The organism is Lacinutrix sp. Bg11-31 (assembly GCF_002831665.1).
GTDB lineage: Bacteria > Bacteroidota > Bacteroidia > Flavobacteriales > Flavobacteriaceae > Lacinutrix.
On the sequence record NZ_CP025118.1, the window covers coordinates 3,366,833 to 3,384,505 of the forward strand.

Sequence of the window (17,673 nt, forward strand, 5' to 3'; positions counted from 1 at the left end):
TGTTGATGAAGTTTGTTTGTTTATATTCTGTTCTTGTAAAACATTCATATCTATAATTCGTTATTAAAGATATGTTTATATAAATGTTGCATACGTCCATTAAAAAACAATAAAAATTGACACATGAAAATGAAATATTTATTCTTGTTATTATGCTTCGGAAGTCTTTCTGCTTTAGCGCAAACTAAGGTTAGTGGTCATGTTTACGACGATACTAATTTACCAGTTCCTTATGTTAATATTTATTTTGAAGGTACAAGTATTGGTACAATTACAGATGAGAATGGTACCTATTACATAGAAGATGATGAAACGCACGAGACTATTGTGTATTCTTTTATAGGTTTTCAAACGCAAACAGTAAAACTAACAGAAAAGGTTAATTATAAGTTTGATATTACTTTGCAAGAAGATGCAGCAACACTACAAGAAGTTGTGCTTGTGTCTGGAAAGCAACCTAAAAAAAATAATCCTGCAATAGATATTTTACGTAAAATTTGGGCTAATAAAAGAAGTAATGGTTTAAAGCAATACAAACAGTATCAATACGATAAATACGAAAAAGTAGAATTCGATTTAAATACAATAGATAGTGCTACTATTAAAAGTAAATTATTTCGAGGCATGGAGTTTGTTTTCGAGCAAGTAGATACTTCTAAAGTAACTGGTAAAACGTATTTACCAATGTTTATTAATGAGTCTTCGGCTGAGGTTTATGGAGACAATATTATTAAAGAAAAACGCGAGATTTTAAAAGGGAATAAAAACTCTGGTTTTAGTAATAACCAGATTATAATAGACTTTGTAGACGATTTGTATAGCGAATACGATGTTTACGATAACTATTTAAAGTTCTTCGATAAGAGTTTTACAAGTCCCATTTCTAGAACAGGAATCCAGACGTATAACTATGTTTTAGCCGATAGTTCTTTTATAGATAACAAATGGTGCTACAATATTATTTATTATCCAAGACGTAAAAACGAATTGACCTTTAAAGGAGATTTTTGGGTTGCTGATACTACATTTGCAATAAAGAATATTAATCTACAAGCCTCTAAAAGCGCAAATATTAACTGGGTAAAAGAGATTTATATTGAACAAGAATTCGATGTTTTAAACGATTCTACTTTCTTAATTAAGCGTGATTATTTTATGTCTGATTTTGCTTTTAATAAAAAGGAAAAATCTCAAGGTATATATGGTAAGCGTACAACTTTGTATAACAACTATAAGTTTAACGAGAAGAAAGACCCTAAGTTCTATAAAGAGAAAATATACAGTTTTGATGAAGATTTATACAATCAAGATGAAGCATTTTGGGATAAAAACAGAATGGAAACTTTAAGTAAAGATGAAAAAGGAGTTTACATAATGCTAGACTCTTTAAAACAAACTAAAAAATTTAAACGACTCTATAATTTAGGAAGTATTCTAGCTTCAGGCTATATAGAGTTCGATGAATTGAATCTCGATTATGGACCTATTTTTTCAACCTTTGGATATAATGATGTTGAAGGTGTTAGATTGCGTGGAGGAGGAAGAACTTATTTTGGGCAAAACGATTTGTGGCGTTTAGAAGGATTTCTAGCTTATGGTTTTAAAGACGATAAATTTAAATATGGTATTTCTGGAAAATGGCTAGTGGATAAAAAAAGCCGATTGATTCTTTCTGGAGGAAATAGAAGAGATGTAGAGCAAATAGGAGCTAGTTTAACGAGTTCTACCGATGTTTTAGGTAGAAGTTTAGCATCTTCATCTGTTGTTGGCACTGGAACTAACGATAAGTTAACCAATGTTAATTTAACAACAGTTGCAATAGAAGCAGAGCCACTTAGAAATTTTGTAACACGCTTAAGCGGAACTTATAAAACATTAGAATCTGCTTCATCAACTTTTAGTTTAGATTACTATACTGATGCTTCGCAAACAGAAACAAAATCGGAAATTAAACAATATGAGTCTGCTTTATCTTTGTCTTATTTTCCAAAACGACAAATGACAGGTTTTGGAGTGGAACGAAGAAATAAGAATGATGATTTTGCAAGACTTTTTGCGCAAGTTACAGTTGGAGATCCAAGTTTGTTTAATAGCGATTTCGAATATCAGAAACTGCAATTTTCGTATTATCAACCATGGGCTTTAGGAGGATTTGGTCGTTTAACAACAAGTGTAGAGGTTGGTAAAACGTATGGAGATATTCCTTTGGGTTTAATGAGTGTTGTGCCTGGAAATCAGAGTTATTTCTCTATCTATAATACATTCTCTAATTTAGATTATTACGAGTTTGTAACAGATGAGTACGCAACACTTCATGTAGAACATAATTTTAACGGACGCTTATTTTCAAGAATTCCTTTTCTTAAAAAATACAACCTTAGAGCAATAGTTGGTTTTAGAGGTGTAATGGGTAATGTGTCTCAAAAAAATAGAGATATTAATGCTTCTGGTTTAACGTATGTTGCACCAAATAAGGAAGCGTATTACGAATACAGTGTTGGTGTTGGAAATATTTTTAAAGTCTTTAGAATAGACTTTAACTTTAGAGGAAACTACTTAGATCCAGTACTTAATCCTGAGGCAAGAAAATTTGGTATTACAGGTAGTTTTGGTTTTTATTTCTAACTTAAAATCTAATTCTGAAACTAGCGTTTGGAGTAATTTTTAAAGACTTATTATCTATTTGAATTGTCTTTTCTGAATCGTTTGGGTCTACATCAAAATAACGATTAATAGTGTTGTCTTGATTGGTTACATTTCTTACGCCTATATTAAATGTTCCTTTTGTATTGTTAGAAAACTTAAACGAGTAACTAACAGAAGTGTCTAAGCGCATAAAATCTTCAAGGTTTTCATTGTTAGGTAAATCGTAGTTTACAAATGTTTGGCTACCATTTTGTACCGTTTCATTACCTTTAAGAGGTTTTGTGTAAGGTTGTCCAGAACGCCATAAAGCACCAACAGATATTTTTAAATTTTCTAAAAAACTGTAATTAAAGGCTAAAGTAGCAGAGTGTCTTATATCTATATTATTAGGAAACTTTGAAGGTGTAAAGCTCTCAAATTCGTAATCATTTATACTGTAAGTATAACTTAGCCAAGTACTAAATTTATTGGTTGTTTTATTAATTAGAAACTCAACACCTTTTGCAGTGTAATTTCCGGTTGCATTTAGGTATTGAAAATTGTTGTAAAACCCTTGATTTCCAGCCGTAATATCTGAAACTAACTTATAAAAACTAGTCGTTTCAATATTTAAATTGTTTTGTTTAAATTCGAGTCCAAAAGAAGCTTGCTTACTCGTGGTTATTGGAATGTCTTTTTCGTTTGCTAAGATCCAACGTCTATTTTCTACACCTAGAAAATTGTCTTGAAAATCTATTTTTTGAGTGGCAGATTGGTTTTTAAATTCTCCTTCAATTTTAATCGCTAGTTGTTTAAATAGTTTTTGCTTAAAATTTATTCGTGGCTCTAAAAGTTGTTTGTTAAATTTTTGAAAATACGTTGCTCTAACTCCTCCTCTTAAGTAGGTGTTGCCTTTGTTGTACTCCACTTCGGCATATACAGCATGGTTTAGTAAAACATCTTTTTTCTCACGATCGAAGGCGGGAAGAGAAACGCTTGTACTATTTAAAATACCAGTTTCGTTAAATTGATAACCAGCTAAAATAGTTAAGTTAGAATTTAAATTGTAAAAACTGTTTAGTTTTATTCCTGTTTCTAAAACTTCGTTACCTTGTAATAATAATTGATTTGTTTCTACTCTAAAATCTGAAGCATTTACACTATACTTAGAATAGTAGGCCAATAGTTTTGTGCTAAATTTAGAATTCCAATTGGCTTTCCATTGTCCGCCAAAACCTAAGTTTTCTTGCGATAAGTTAGTTGTCTTTGTGGTAGTGTCTTCATTAGAACTCGTATTGGTTTCAGAATAATCTAAATTGTTATTAATGTAAATTACATTAGTTCTAAAGGTGTGTTTATCGTTTAAATCGAATAACAATTTTGCAGAGTAATCGTAAAAAGAAAAATCTGAAGAGGAACTAATATCATTAGACAGCGTATTGTTTACATCGCTATCCTGAAAGCTTCGGCTAAAATAATTATTATACGTTGGTGTAGATAATACATCTGTAAACGAGCGTCTTCCAGAAACATGAAGCTCTAGTTTTTTAGTAATTGGAATTTCTAAATAGGCATCACCACTTATAAGGTTAATTCCTATTCCTCCAGAAAAAGAGTTGTTTAACTCATTTTTTGTAGACATGTTAATTGTACTAGAAACACCATCGCTATATTGACTGCTTGTTCCATTTTTACTTACAATTACTTTATTGGTTAAATTAGGATTGTAAGCCGAAATTAAACCAAAAAAATGTCCAGAATGATACATTTTTATATCATCCCAAAGCATTAAATTTTCATCGTTAGAACCACCTCTAACGTTAATGTTCGCTATACTTTCGTCTATGCTTTCTACTCCAGGAAGCGCTTGTATAGATTGTAGTATGTCTGGTTCTATTAAACCAGGAAGAATTCCAAATTGTTCTGTGTTTAATACAGTGCTTCCATCTAAGCGTTTTTGTAAACCTGTAGTTAAAAATTTAGTAATGTAAACTTGATTTAGCTGAAAATTACTTTCTAAGAGCTCAACCTTAGTACAATTACTCTCGTTTGAAAACAGTTGATTAGCAATGAATTCTTGATTTTCGTAACCTAGAAAAGAGATTGTTATAATTGCATTTATAGGGACCTCATTTAATTTAAATTCTCCAGTAGCATTTGTAGTTGTTCCTCTTTGTGTATTATTTATTATAATTGAAGCTCCAATTAAAGGTGAGTTGTTTTCGCTATAAACAAAACCACAAATTGTAATAAGCTTTTCTATAACTGAAACGGTAATGTATCGTTTGTCTAGCGCTTTAAAGTTTAAAAGTGTGTTGTTGTTTAGGTAGGTTAAAGTCTGTTCTATATTTAAATCGCTATTGGGTGTTTTAATTTTTATATTAGAAACATCTTCTGAAGCGTATGAAAACTTAACATCGAATTTAGTTTCTGTAGCTTTTAAAAATTCAGCAAGTGGTATTTTTTCTGTTATAACTTGACTAAAACATAGATTGAAAATAAGAATAAATAGACAAAATAAATAATTTTTATTTTTCATATTTATAGAACGTAATTATGCTTCCTTCGGTTTTATAGCTAAGTTTTAAAGGAATTGTAACAGCTTGTAAGGCAATGTCTTTGTTATTGTAAGTAAACGTTCCTGTAAATAGTTTTTTAGTGTCAATACCTTTAGATATTATTTTAATATCGTAATGATTTTCTAATTCTTCGATAACATGCTTTAATGGTACTTTAACAAAAGAAGATTCTTGTTGCAGCCAAGAAGGATTAAGGCTATTAATATCCTCTACTAATTGCTCCTTTCCATTGATAACTCTAAAAGCTTTTCCTTTAGATAGTTTAATAGTTTTGTTATTATAAGTTACAGCAACTAAGCCTTCGTAACATTGTACTTCAAAATAGTTGTTGCGTTCTTTTACATTAAACTGTGTGCCTAAAACTTGTATTTTTCCAGCATCTGTATTTACAGTAAATGTTTCACCTTTATTTACTTTAAAATAGGCTTCTCCATCAAGATCTAAATTTCTATTGGTTTTCCATTCCTTTTTATTATAACTTAATGTAGATACTGCGTTTAGTATTACTTTCGAATTGTCTGGAAGTATAATGGTTTCTGTTTGCGCAATATTTGTATTAAAGGAGGTTTCATTATTAAAAAACGAAAAATAAGTAACGCATAGCATAATTGCTAAAAGAGCTGCGTATTTGTATAATCGCTTAAAATTAATAGGTATAACTTTAGTTTTACTTGAGTTTTTAGAACGAAAAGCTGCTAATGCTTCTTCGGCATTAACTTTTGGTGCTTCCATTTGGGAGCTGTAATGTGCAATTTTATCAATGACAGTAAAACCTTCAGATTGTTTTAAATCTTTAATTTCATCACTGGAAAGCTCATTATCTAACCATTTTAGTATGTTTTCTTCGTCTTTCATTTATTAATACTTCAATCTTAAGACAATTAATAAAGTCTTTACCCTACTTAATTATATGTTTTCAATTCTTTCTCTTAATACGCTTAGTGCAATAGACATTCGCTTTTCTACTGCTTTTTGAGTAATACCTAGCATTTCTGCGATTTCTCTATACTTTTTTCCCTCAACTCTATTTAATAAAAAGACTTCTCTCTGCTTGTCTGTTAGTAAAGAAATAGCATTTTGTAGCTTTTTTTTAAACTCTTCTTCTTCTAAAATATATTCGGGACTTTCGTTATTTAAATCTATATAAGGAGCTGTTTTTGCATATTCTATAACCACTTTTTCGTGCTTAACTATATTCAAAAATAGATTATTTACTGTAGTAAATAGGTATGTTTTAGCTTTGTTAAAATCGATACTAGAGCAGTTTTCCCATATTTTAGAAAACGCATCTTGAACCAAATCTAGTGCATTATCTTTGTCTCCACATTTATAATAGGCGAAATTACTAGCATGTTGTATGTGCTCTAAGTAAAAGTTATTAAAAGAAGCTTCTTCACAAAGCTTTTTATTATTGTTCATTAGTTGGGATAATAGGAAAGCAAGTTAGTTTAATAAAAAGGATTAACAAAAGTAGGGTAAAACATTTTTGTATTGTCTTAAGTGTGTATGAAATCAATAAAAATTTTAGAAATAATAGAAGTTGTTTTAAAAATCGTTTTAATTTCTTCTTTAGGATGTGCTCTAATTATTATTATTAATTCATTATTTTTTGATTAAAAGTTGAGTAGATTAAAAAGAAGCCAACTTAATTAATATATTGGGCGAAAACTCGCCAACAAAAAGAAAATAATTTTAAAACTTTTAAATTATGAAAAATTTAGAATTAATAACAACATTGCTGCTAACTGTTTTATTAAGTTTTACGTCTTGTCAAGATGAGATTGATAAGGAAACTGGTGAGCATCCAAATACAAATACAGCAAGTTCGCAAACCGCAACAAATTTAAAGCGTGCATCTATGTATGATGGAACTTTTGACGATTTCCTTGATGGAACATCATGTTCGTCGTTATTATTGCCAGTTACAGCCACTGTAAACGGTACACAGGTTGCTATTGCGAGTGAAGTAGATTACCAACAAGTTATAGACATATTAGGAGTGTTAAATACAGATATTGATACAGTAGTTTTACAATTTCCTGTTACTGTAGCCTTAAATAATTATACTCAAGTTGTTATTACAAATCAAACAGAATACAATGCAATTATAGATGCTTGTAATCAAGCAGAAGCTGCTGGAGAAGCTGCTATTTCTTGTGTAATTATAGATTTTCCAATAACATTATTAACGTTTAATTTAAGCTTAGATCAAACTGGAAGTGTAGTAATAGAAAGTGAAGAGCAGTTGTTTAATTATATTAATAGTCTTAATGAAGATGAGTTGTTTTCTGTTAATTATCCAATTACTATAACTGGTGCAGGTGAAACTACCATAGTAATCTCAAACGATGCAGAATTTGAAACTAGTGTTCAAGATTGTGTAGATGAAGAGGAGGCTATAGAAGATACGGAAAATGCCGTAGATACTTTAGAACAAATTCTAGTCGATGGATTATTTCAAATAGATTCTTTTGTTAATTCTGGAGTTGAAACCGCAAATTTATATACTGAGTTTACTATAGATTTTGCAAGTAATTTAACTGTAGTCGCAGAAAACACCATTAACCCATTAATTCAAGATGTTCAAGGTAATTACGAAGTAACATCGCAAACCGAAGTGTTTTTAAACTTAAATTTCACTAGTAATGCTAGTTTTATTCTGCTAAATCAAAATTGGGAAGTTACAAGTTTTAATAGTACAACAATTTCAATGCAAAGTACTACTGATGCTTCTATAACTCTTGTGTTAGGGCAAATTTAACAACTTGTTTAAGTTGATTAGCGGTAGTATAACAATTTTTTTTATTTTAATATTTAAACTGTCATTGTTTTTAAATGGCAGTTTTTTTAAACACAATTTTAAGCATGAAAAGAGTCTTTTTTTTATTATTTATAACAGCGCAAATACTAGTTGTGTCGTGTACAACGGAGAGTGATAATAGTAGTAGCAGTACCACAGGAAATAATAATACAGAAGATCCAACATCTCACTTGCAAGCAACAGGAGCTTCATCTAACGATTTGCTTTCAAGTACTACTTTTAATAGTATGGTTGTAGAGTTAGTTTATGTTGATGGTTTCGAGCCATCGCAATCTAGTGTGGATAATTTTGTGTCTTTTCTTGAATCGAGAACCTTTAAGCCCAATGGTATTAGTGTAGAAAAAAGAGCAATAACATCTCCAGGAAATGCGCCATATACAAATGCAGAAATTAGAAGTATAGAGGATATTAATAGAACAAAATTTAATACAGAAAATGAAATCGCTGTTTGGGCCTTTTTTGCAGATGGGTCATCGGCTAGCAATTCTGGAAATGCTGTGGTGCTGGGAACAGCGTATAGAAACACCTCGTTTGTTATTTATCAAGAAACAATTCAAGATTTAAGTAATAGTACCTTCGAGCCTAATAGAACGGTGTTAGAAACAACAGTAATAACTCATGAGTTTGGTCATATTCTAGGCTTAACTAATTTAGGAGCAGCTTTACAATCTGCGCATGAAGATGCAGAGCATGAGAAACATTGTAATGTCGATAGTTGTTTAATGTATTGGGCTTCAGAAACGGGTTCTGGGCTAGATAATTTGGTAGGACAAAGTCAAGCACCACAATTGGATGCGCAATGTATTGCAGACTTACAAGCTAATGGAGGGAAATAAAAATTAAAAGAATGAGTAAACAATAAAAATGAATATAAAAATGAAGAAACAAATAATTGTATTAGCAGTGTTACTAATAGCATCAATAGGTATTAATGCACAAGAAAGCACATCTGAAACGGATTCTAGCTTTGGTATTAAAGGTGGTTATAATTTAGCTTCGGTTAAATTTGATAGCGATTCGGAAACTGGCCAAAGACATGGATTTAATGTTGGGTTTTATGGAGAGTCTTTTATAAATGAAGCAATAGCGTTACAAATTGAGCTACAATATTCGCAACAAGGTTACGAGATAATTAATGAGAACTCAACCTTTACTCAAAAAGTGAATTATATAAATATGCCTTTATCATTTAATATTTATCCTACTCAAAATTTCTTTTTCGAAGTTGGAGCACAAGTAGGTTTGGCTATTTCTCATAAAGAGGAGTTTGATAGCAGTTTTAATTTATTTGATGCTTCTCAAGAGCTTGATCCTAATAAGTTTGATTATGGAGCAAATGTTGGAGCTGGTTTTAAAACAGATTCTGGAGTTAGACTATCTGCACGATATCATTTTGGTTTAGGAGATATTTACGACGAAGATAAACCTAGAAATAGAGTATTGCAAATTAGCTTAGGTTTCGATTTGTAATAAGCATAAAAAAAGGCTTCCGTTTGGAAGCCTTTTTTTATATAATTTTAATCCTTAAAAAGAGGTGTTTAAGTTTAGTGTTAAACCTGTATTCTCTGGTACAAATCTACAAACACCACCAACACAAAGTAATCCGCCACGCTGTCTTCCGTAGTTTAAAGCAACTCTAGTCGCTCCTTTTGTAAAACTACCTCCAACATTATAGTAATGTGCTTTTGTTTCGGTGCTAAATTCGTTGTCATTCCCATAGTCGTATATGTCAGTAACATAAAAAGATAGTGCATTACTAGCCACATATTCAATAGTTCCTCCAACCCAATTTTTTCTGTCTTTTTTAGTCCATAAATGCTGCCCTTCTAATCTAACAGATTTTCCACGACCAAGTTTGTGTGTAACATCTACAATAGCAATTTGAGATTTTATATCTCCTTGCGTGCCCAAAGGTCCTCCTAAAGTAACACCTTTATCAATGATAGTGTTAATGTAAGTAAAAATAGAAGACCAGTTTTTGTTTAATTTTTTTCTAATCTCAAAATTAATATCTCTATTTAAGCGGTTACCAAATTTAAAAAACTCAGCGTTATAGGTGGATTCAGACTGGTTAAATTCATCATCTAGTAAGGCCCAATACGCAAAATTCATAGTAAATTTTGTCCCGTATTTACCACCTAACTTAGAACCTTTTTTAAAGTTGTAAAAGATATCTAAAGAGTTTCCTATTTCTCCAGATTGGCCTGCAAAATCTTTTATAATTAAACCAGGTTGAGCATTGTAGATGTATATGTTTGCAAGAGAGTAATCTTGTTGTTTTGTTAATGTAGGTAAGTAATTTAAATTTTGCATGTTAAATTTAAACTCTTCAGAAATAATGTTTTTAGCATTGCGTTCTGCCGTAGAAATCATGTTTTCCATACGTCTAAAGGTATTACTTATACCTAATCCTCTTTTGCTAAAACCAGCGGTGAATAGAAGTGCATTACCGTCAAAATATTTACCTTCCTGTACGTTTCCTTGCCCTAATTGCCCTTCTGGAATAAAATATACATCTTCTCCTTTTAATGCATATTCTGTTTTAAAGTAAAAATTTCCAAAATCAACATCTACTCTTGCTGAGTAAGAATTTATCATTTCTGGAAAATCTGTTGTGTCAAATTCATATTCTGGATCAGATTCATTAACAGGAGGCGTAAAGTCTTCTTTTTTACCAACGTAACTTAGTCCTAAGCTTAATCGGTTTAATCCTTTAATTTCAAAAGCTTTTGTGAAATCAAAATTGGTATCGAAACCAAAAATATCACTTTCAGATACATCAAAAGCAACACGTTGTTGTCCATATAATGCAGTAACGTCTAAATAGTCTGTTGGTGTGTATTTAATACGTCCACCTCTTAATGCAGTATTTAACCCAAGTTGTCTTTCTTCAAAAGCACGAAGTAATAATCCGCTACCAAATTGTTCGTAAAAATAACCAGCAGTAATATCTAATTTTTTATTTCTAAAATTTGCATAATACGTTGCTATTCTAGTATCGTTATATTCTGGGTAATAGTTAATAAGTGGTAGAGGTTCGTAGCTTTCTGCCTGAAGGCCAACGGTAAAGTTTTCTAAAAAGCTGTAGTCTAATCGTAAATAACTATTAATCCTAACGTGTTCGTTTCTTAAGTCAAATGTAGGATTAGGATCTTCAAAATCACCTAAAACAGCATCGTTAGTGTACCATTGTCCATTGGTTTCTAAACTACCCGAAAGATTATCTAGAAATTGTTTAAATATGGTATTGTCTTTTGTGTCTGTTTCTTGTGCAAAACTAAGCATAGGTAGTATTAGCACAATTAAAACTGCGATTTTTTTCATAATATAAATTGGTTGGTAGTTAGGTTTAAGAATGTTTTTTTATTTCTTCAAAAAGGATGTCTTCGGCTCCTGGAGTGTAGCCAGAATGTCTATAAACAATTTTCCCGTTTTTAATAATTAACGTAAGAGGTACAGTTGCAGCTCCTAGCTCTCTTTTTAGATCGTTGTTAGTATCTAATAGAATATCGAAATCCCAAGCTTTTCCGTTAACTAAAGGTTTAACACGACTTACTGTTCTAGAATCGTCTACAGAAACAGCGTACAATTTAACGTCTGTTTCGTCTTGCCAATCTGTATAGACATCGTTAATGGCGTCTAATTCGTTTTTACATGGCACACACCAAGTTGCCCATAACGAAACAACAATTAAACTATTGTCTTTGCTAATTTCTTGTAAAGTGGTAGTCGTACCATCTAAAGTTTTAATCTCTGCTGTAGGTAAATTTTCTTGAGCCGAAAGATTTAAGCTCATTGCAAATACTAGTAAGTAAAAAAAATGTTTCATTGTAGAATTGTTAATTATTTGATAAAATTAGTGTTTTTTTTATTGAATGTTTCAGTAAATAAGTTATAAATTGCGAACTTCAATTAAAAAGTCATAATTGGTTGGCTCTTTATCATTTAATAACAAAAAATATACCAAAATGAAAATTAAAAGTATTTTAAAAGAATTAGTAGTATTGACCTTTGTGGTCTTTGCATTTGCATGTAGTTCGGATGACGGAAATGGTGGTGATGGCGATGGTGGAACTGCTGCTGTTGCAACTGGAATTACAGTTAGTGGAAATGTATCAAGTGCTTTTGTTGGTGAAGCGGTAACGTTTGGTGTGGTTGACAACTTAGGAGTAGATGTAACATCTAGTTCTGCGCTTACACTTGCTGGAGTTGTAATAGCAAACCCTTATACATTTGGTGTAGCAGGAAGTTATGACGTAACGGCTACCAATGGTACTTTTACAAGTTCGACTACAATTACTGTTAACGATCTTCCTGTACCTACTGCAATAACACTTACTACAGATGAAGATGCTTTTTGGTTTGATGAAGGTAGTGCTACCTTTACAGTAATGGACGATTTAGGTAATAATGTAACTGGAGTTGTTACTTACGCAGCTGAGTCAGGAGCGTTAACTAATCCTGCGACTTTTACAAGTGCAGGCGAATATAATGCAGTAGCTACTTTTACATTACCAGATAATAGTACAATAACTTCAAATACAGTTAAATTAATAGCTGCTGAATCTACTCATACAACTAAAGTAATGGTAGAAGATTATACAGGTACTTGGTGTGGTTACTGCCCAAGATTAGCTACTGCTTTAGATGATACAGTTGCCCAAAATGCAAATGTAATTCCTGTTGCAATACATGATGATAATGAAATGTTATTTCCTTATGCAAATCAAATGGAGAGTACTTTTGGTGTGAATGGTTTCCCTACAGGAAAAGTTAATAGAACAATTACATGGAATGAATCTACTAGCCAGCCTATTAGCTATTTAAGTAATAGACAGAATATGGGATTAGCAATAAACTCTTCTATTAATGGTAATACAATTACTGCTGAAGTAAAAGTGCATTATGATTTAAAAGTTGGTTCAGCTAACAGAATTGTAATTTACTTATTAGAGAACGGTTTAGTTTATAACCAAGTAAATTATTACAATGGAGATTCTTCTAGTCCTTGGTATCAAGCTGGTAATCCAATTGTAGGTTTTGTTCATAATCATACAGCACGTGAAGTTTTTACAGATGTGTTTGGTGATGTTATTCCTGCTGCAGATACAGATACAGGGAGTACTTTTACAGGTAATTACACATTAACGGTTCCAGGAAGTGTTCAGAACACTAATAAATTAGAATTAGTTGCTTTTGTTGTTGGACCAGATAATAAAGTATTAAATGTTCAAAAGGCTGATTTAGGAGAAAATAAAGATTTCGACTAATAGCTTTTTTAAAATATTATTTATTAAAAACGCGAACCAATTGGTTCGCGTTTTTTTGTTGTTTATAATTTGTTTTAAACGTGTTATTGTTTAATCAATTTGGTTTTAAATATATAGTTGTCTTTTGCTTCTACAGTCAATATATAAATGCCAGAAGCTATTTGTAATGCAATTGAAGTTTCGTTATTAATAGTTTGTTGTGAGTTGTAAACCTTTTTACCAGTAAGATCTACTATCGTAATTATTGCATTATCAATTGTATTAGAGCTTAAAATAGTTACTACATTATTAAAAGGATTGTTTTTTACTTTAATAACATCAGTTTCAAAAGTACTAACACTAAGTGTATTGCCTTCTATAATTTCACTTAAAGCGAAGGCAACGTTTTGTTGAGTTAACGTTACATGTGGCTCGTTATTATCTGGCATATACCAGTTTACAAATGGTGTTTGTGAGTTGGTGGCTGTTGTGTTATCCCAAGGTGTATCTCCTGTTCCTAAATTAATATTTTGAAACCAATCTATATTTGAATTTGTGTTTAAAGCCATTCCGCTTACAGCTGGAATAAAGTTAAAGTAGTTTGTAGTTAAAGCTGCAAAAAAAGCATCTATAGTATCGTCTGTTCCAGCCATTCCTGCAGCTAAAGCGCCTAAATCGAATAAACCACCAGGAGCTGCATCGATACCATTAGAATAAGAGAATGCTTTAGTATCTGGTTCTGCGTGAATATCGCAAAAACAGAGAGTAGGTGCATCAATCCATATGTCGTCTATTTTTATTGTCTGTCCAGCATATGGAGTAAACCAAGTATCAAAATAAGCATCTGTCCATGTAGCGACTCCAGGTAAATAAGCAGCAATAACTTTGTCTCCTGGTACTAAATCGTTTAAGTTTTTATCTTGATAAGGATTTCCAATTCCGCTACCATTAATAAAAGAAACATTTCTTGTTGTTTCTGGAAAACCAGACATCGTTAAACTATTAATATCATTAAAGAACGTTGCAGAATATGGGTGAGCTACTGGTAATAAAATATTAGTATTAAACGCTGCAATTTCTCCATTAGCTAAATGAGGCTCAAAATGATCTGTAAGCATTTGCCTCGCTGCTGCAGATTTTAACATGCCATCTACAATAGGTCTCACAGCTTCAAGACTAAAATCGCCAGCCCAAGTATCTAATCCATAACCTAAATAGTTAAATAAGTGCTGAAAACCAATAGGAACATTTGCTCCTAAATGTGGAGAATCGAAAGATAGCCACAAACGTGTTTCGTGAGGAAGATTATTGGTTTCCATGTAATTTAAGGCATAGCGAGTAATAAGTCCTCCCATACTTGGACCAATAATAACATTCTCTTGGTTGCCTATTTTTTGTGTGTTAATTAGGTTTATTATTTCGACAACATTAAATGCGTTACGCTCAATAAAATCTGCTCCACCATCTACTAAAATACTGCCAGGATAATCTAAAGTATCTATTACAGTATCTCCATTAACATCTGTAGAATTTGTTAAAGATTGTAGTGTACCATTAGAAAGCACAAAGTAAGTAGGGAAATTAATTAATATAACATCGAAATCGTCGTTGTTTCTTACTTCGTCTGCAAGATTTTGAGTTGTGCCATTATTGTCAAAATTTAATAAACCATATAATCCTGCGATGTTTCTAGTATCGCTTGGATCGAAACCATCGATTATAAAAATAGGTTTATCTAAGGTGTTATCTGCTCCTAAAAAGACTTCGTATTCAGCTAAACCAGCATGTGTTGTTGCTCCAGGATAAGTAGATAGATTAGCAACTATAGAAGATGTAATATCAGATGGTGTCATTTTATTACTAGAAGCTGTATCTTTTCTAGTGGCTTCAATTGTAATACTTGAATATCTTGTTATAGTTTCCCCATTAGATAGTTTAATAATAAAAGTAATATCCTTTTTGCCTTCATTTATATAATTAGCGTTTACTGGAATGTCAAAATGCAAAGTAGTTAGTCCATTGCCATTATTAAAATCGGCTTGAATAGATATAATTTCAGTGTTTGTGTTATTCACATAAAAGTCATTATTTAATATAAAAGTAGTTTCTAATCCTCTTTTTGTTGAAGCTAAAGGCGAAATGAGTGTTGAAGTGTTATAGTTAAAAATATAATTATTATTTAGTCTACTTACTTTTTTATTATCTACAGAAACATCTTTATTGTTGAGGTTGTCTTTGTTTAATGTTTCGTATTCAACATGCATAAGTCCTATGCTAATAGTTTTAGAGTAATTTATTGGCTGATTAAAGCGTTGTAGATTTTTAAAGTTATCGAACAATCCATTAGCATCATTATTTGCAAACTCTTTATACTGTTGTAAAAAACCATGCATTGAATACGTGTCGCTATTTTTTGCAATAGAAGACAACGGACTTACATTTTTAACAAAAAGATTGGTCTTTAAATCAGATTGATTAAAATTAGAAAAATCCAACGGTCGGAATTGTTGCGAATAACCAAAAGACGAGAGTAGAAGAATAGCAATAAAGTAAATATGTTTCATGAAGTTTTAAAATTTGTAATACTACAAGGTACAGGATTTAAAACCAAAAAACCCAAAACATTTCGCTTTGGGTTTTTAATATTTATAAACAGAAATTATTATTCTCCTAAGAAAGGATATCTGTAATCTGTTGGTGTTACAAATGTTTCTTTAATCATTCTTGGTGATACCCAACGTTGTAAGTTTAATATACTTCCAGCCTTGTCGTTAGTTCCAGAACCTCTAGCGCCTCCAAAAGGTTGTTGGCCTACAACAGCACCAGTTGGTTTATCGTTAATATAGAAGTTACCTGCGCAGTTTTGTAATGCTTTTGTAGCTTCAACAACTGCGTATCTGTCTTTTGCTAAAATAGCTCCAGTTAAAGCGTAGTCACTAGTTTCGTCTACTATTTTTAATGTTTTAGAATAGTCTTCGTCCTCAAAAACATAAATAGTCATTACTGGTCCAAATAATTCTTCACACATTGTTGTGTATTTTGGGTCGTTTGTTACAATAACAGTAGGCTCAATAAAGTAACCTTTACTTTTATCATGACCACCACCAACTATAATTTCAGCATTTTTATCGGCTTTCGCTTGGTCAATGTATTTTGCTAATTTATCAAAAGATCCTTCGTGAATTACTGCAGTAACAAAGTTTTCCATATCTGCAGGAGAACCCATTTTAAAAGATTTTACATCTCTTACTAATTGTTCTTTAACATCTTTCCAGATGCTTTTAGAAACGTAAGCACGAGAAGCAGCACTACATTTTTGTCCTTGAAACTCAAAAGAACCACGTGCAATAGCTGTTGCTACTTGTGCAGGATTGGCTGTTTTGTGGGCAACAATAAAATCTTTACCACCAGTTTCTCCAACAATTTTTGGGTATGTTTTGTAGTTATGGATATTGTTTCCAATTTGTTTCCAAAGTTCTTTAAATATATAAGTAGAACCTGTAAAGTGCAATCCAGAAAAATCTGGACTTGCTAATACAGTTTCAGTAATCATTACTGGATCTCCAAAAACAACATTTATTACTCCAGGAGGTACACCAGCTTCATCAAAAACATCCATAATTACTTTTGCAGAATAGATTTGAGAATCACTAGGTTTCCAAACCACAACATTTCCCATCATTGCCATACAAGCAGGTAGGTTTCCAGCAATAGCAGTAAAGTTAAATGGAGTTACAGCGTAAACAAAACCTTCAAGAGGTCTGTATTCAACACGGTTCCAAGCTCCACTTGTACTTTCTGGTTGTTCATGGTACATGTCTGTCATGAACTGTACGTTGAAACGTAAAAAATCAATAAGCTCACAAGAAGCATCAATTTCTGCTTGGTGTATTGTTTTAGATTGTGCCATCATCGTGGCAGCATTAATTCTAGCTCTGTATGGTCCTGCAATTAATTCGGCAGCTTTTAAAAATATTCCAGCTCTATGTTCCCAAGGCATTTCTGCCCAGTTTGTTCTTGCTTCTAAAGCTGTAGAAATAGCTTCGTCAACGTGAGATTTTTCTGCTAAATGGTAGTGTCCAACAACATGTTTGTGATCGTGTGGAGGAGACATTGGCTTAGTGTTTCCAGTCTTTACATCCTTTCCATTAATATACATTGGCACATCTAAAGTACTGTTGTACATTTCTTTGTAAGCTTTAGAAATAGCTTCACGATACTCACAACCAGGAGCATAAGCTCTTACAGGTTCGTTTACTGCGATTGGTACGTTAAAAAATCCTTTTCCCATTTTATATTAAGTTTTAGTTGTCAAATTTAAAGGGCAAAGTTACAAAATTTTTAAGTATTTCTTTCTGAAGGAAATGCCAAAGAAATCTTATTTTTTTGTAAGTTGCCA

12 protein-coding genes are annotated in these 17,673 nt (G+C 31.8%); 5 read left to right on the plus strand and 7 right to left on the minus strand.

What is annotated here, in order from left to right; genetic code table 11:
• Window positions 1–129 precede the first annotated feature (129 nt).
• On the plus strand, window positions 130–2,625 hold the full coding sequence (locus CW733_RS14990; protein ID WP_369806635.1) for a DUF5686 family protein: 2,496 nt from the start codon (window positions 130–132) through the stop codon (window positions 2,623–2,625).
• Between the two features lies 1 nt (window position 2,626).
• On the opposite strand, the gene CW733_RS14995 is transcribed toward CW733_RS14990, so the two are convergent.
• From CW733_RS14995 to CW733_RS15005, 3 genes are read right to left on the minus strand one after another with little or no spacing between them, the layout of a single operon-like run.
• Window positions 2,627–5,164, minus strand: coding sequence for a TonB-dependent siderophore receptor (locus tag CW733_RS14995; RefSeq protein WP_100998115.1), 2,538 nt, complete (start codon window positions 5,162–5,164; stop codon window positions 2,627–2,629).
• Window positions 5,154–6,059, minus strand: a complete 906-nt coding sequence (locus CW733_RS15000; protein ID WP_100998117.1) for a FecR family protein — start codon at window positions 6,057–6,059, stop codon at window positions 5,154–5,156. Before CW733_RS15000 ends, CW733_RS14995 begins: the two co-directional genes overlap by 11 nt.
• Window positions 6,060–6,110: 51 nt before the next feature.
• Window positions 6,111–6,623 (minus strand): RNA polymerase sigma factor, encoded by a 513-nt coding sequence (locus CW733_RS15005; protein WP_100998119.1) that lies wholly within the window; start codon window positions 6,621–6,623, stop codon window positions 6,111–6,113.
• A gap of 289 nt (window positions 6,624–6,912) precedes the next feature.
• Between CW733_RS15005 and CW733_RS15010 the strand changes: the two genes are divergently transcribed.
• The 3 genes from CW733_RS15010 (at window position 6,913) to CW733_RS15020 (ending at window position 9,495) form a co-directional block, all read left to right on the plus strand.
• A complete protein-coding gene (locus tag CW733_RS15010) occupies window positions 6,913–7,965 on the plus strand; it encodes a hypothetical protein (protein ID WP_100998122.1) in 1,053 nt (350 codons plus the stop codon).
• Between the two features lie 104 nt (window positions 7,966–8,069).
• Entirely contained in the window at window positions 8,070–8,861 is a 792-nt protein-coding gene (locus CW733_RS15015; RefSeq protein ID WP_100998872.1) for a membrane metalloprotease, read from the plus strand.
• 40 nt (window positions 8,862–8,901) lie between these two features.
• Window positions 8,902–9,495, plus strand: coding sequence for a porin family protein (locus CW733_RS15020; RefSeq protein WP_100998874.1), 594 nt, complete (start codon window positions 8,902–8,904; stop codon window positions 9,493–9,495).
• 54 nt (window positions 9,496–9,549) lie between these two features.
• Here CW733_RS15020 and CW733_RS15025 read toward each other — a convergent pair whose 3' ends face one another.
• Window positions 9,550–11,349 carry a DUF6029 family protein gene (locus tag CW733_RS15025; protein WP_232730371.1) on the minus strand — a complete coding sequence of 600 codons (1,800 nt, stop codon included), beginning with the start codon at window positions 11,347–11,349 and terminating at the stop codon, window positions 9,550–9,552.
• Window positions 11,350–11,374: 25 nt separating this feature from the next.
• The gene (locus CW733_RS15030) at window positions 11,375–11,854 is read right to left on the minus strand and encodes a TlpA disulfide reductase family protein (RefSeq protein WP_100998125.1); all 480 of its coding nucleotides are present in this window, start codon (window positions 11,852–11,854) and stop codon (window positions 11,375–11,377) included.
• A gap of 139 nt (window positions 11,855–11,993) precedes the next feature.
• Between CW733_RS15030 and CW733_RS15035 the strand changes: the two genes are divergently transcribed.
• Window positions 11,994–13,295 (plus strand): Omp28-related outer membrane protein, encoded by a 1,302-nt coding sequence (locus tag CW733_RS15035; protein WP_100998127.1) that lies wholly within the window; start codon window positions 11,994–11,996, stop codon window positions 13,293–13,295.
• Window positions 13,296–13,378: 83 nt separating this feature from the next.
• On the opposite strand, the gene CW733_RS15040 is transcribed toward CW733_RS15035, so the two are convergent.
• A complete protein-coding gene (locus CW733_RS15040) occupies window positions 13,379–15,838 on the minus strand; it encodes a T9SS type A sorting domain-containing protein (protein ID WP_100998129.1) in 2,460 nt (819 codons plus the stop codon).
• Between the two features lie 98 nt (window positions 15,839–15,936).
• Window positions 15,937–17,565 (minus strand): L-glutamate gamma-semialdehyde dehydrogenase, encoded by a 1,629-nt coding sequence (gene pruA / locus CW733_RS15045; RefSeq protein WP_100998131.1) that lies wholly within the window; start codon window positions 17,563–17,565, stop codon window positions 15,937–15,939.
• Window positions 17,566–17,673: the final 108 nt, after the last annotated feature.

Coding starts and splice junctions, on each gene's coding strand:
- CW733_RS15040 (WP_100998129.1), bottom strand. CDS start 15,838: ATGAAACATATTTACTTTATTGCTATTCTTCTACTCTCGTCTTTTGGT.
- CW733_RS15005 (WP_100998119.1), bottom strand. CDS start 6,623: ATGAACAATAATAAAAAGCTTTGTGAAGAAGCTTCTTTTAATAACTTT.
- CW733_RS15015 (WP_100998872.1), top strand. CDS start 8,070: ATGAAAAGAGTCTTTTTTTTATTATTTATAACAGCGCAAATACTAGTT.
- CW733_RS15025 (WP_232730371.1), bottom strand. CDS start 11,349: ATGAAAAAAATCGCAGTTTTAATTGTGCTAATACTACCTATGCTTAGT.
- pruA (WP_100998131.1), bottom strand. CDS start 17,565: ATGGGAAAAGGATTTTTTAACGTACCAATCGCAGTAAACGAACCTGTA.
- CW733_RS15020 (WP_100998874.1), top strand. CDS start 8,902: ATGAAGAAACAAATAATTGTATTAGCAGTGTTACTAATAGCATCAATA.
- CW733_RS15030 (WP_100998125.1), bottom strand. CDS start 11,854: ATGAAACATTTTTTTTACTTACTAGTATTTGCAATGAGCTTAAATCTT.
- CW733_RS15000 (WP_100998117.1), bottom strand. CDS start 6,059: ATGAAAGACGAAGAAAACATACTAAAATGGTTAGATAATGAGCTTTCC.
- CW733_RS15010 (WP_100998122.1), top strand. CDS start 6,913: ATGAAAAATTTAGAATTAATAACAACATTGCTGCTAACTGTTTTATTA.
- CW733_RS14995 (WP_100998115.1), bottom strand. CDS start 5,164: ATGAAAAATAAAAATTATTTATTTTGTCTATTTATTCTTATTTTCAAT.
- CW733_RS15035 (WP_100998127.1), top strand. CDS start 11,994: ATGAAAATTAAAAGTATTTTAAAAGAATTAGTAGTATTGACCTTTGTG.
- CW733_RS14990 (WP_369806635.1), top strand. CDS start 130: ATGAAATATTTATTCTTGTTATTATGCTTCGGAAGTCTTTCTGCTTTA.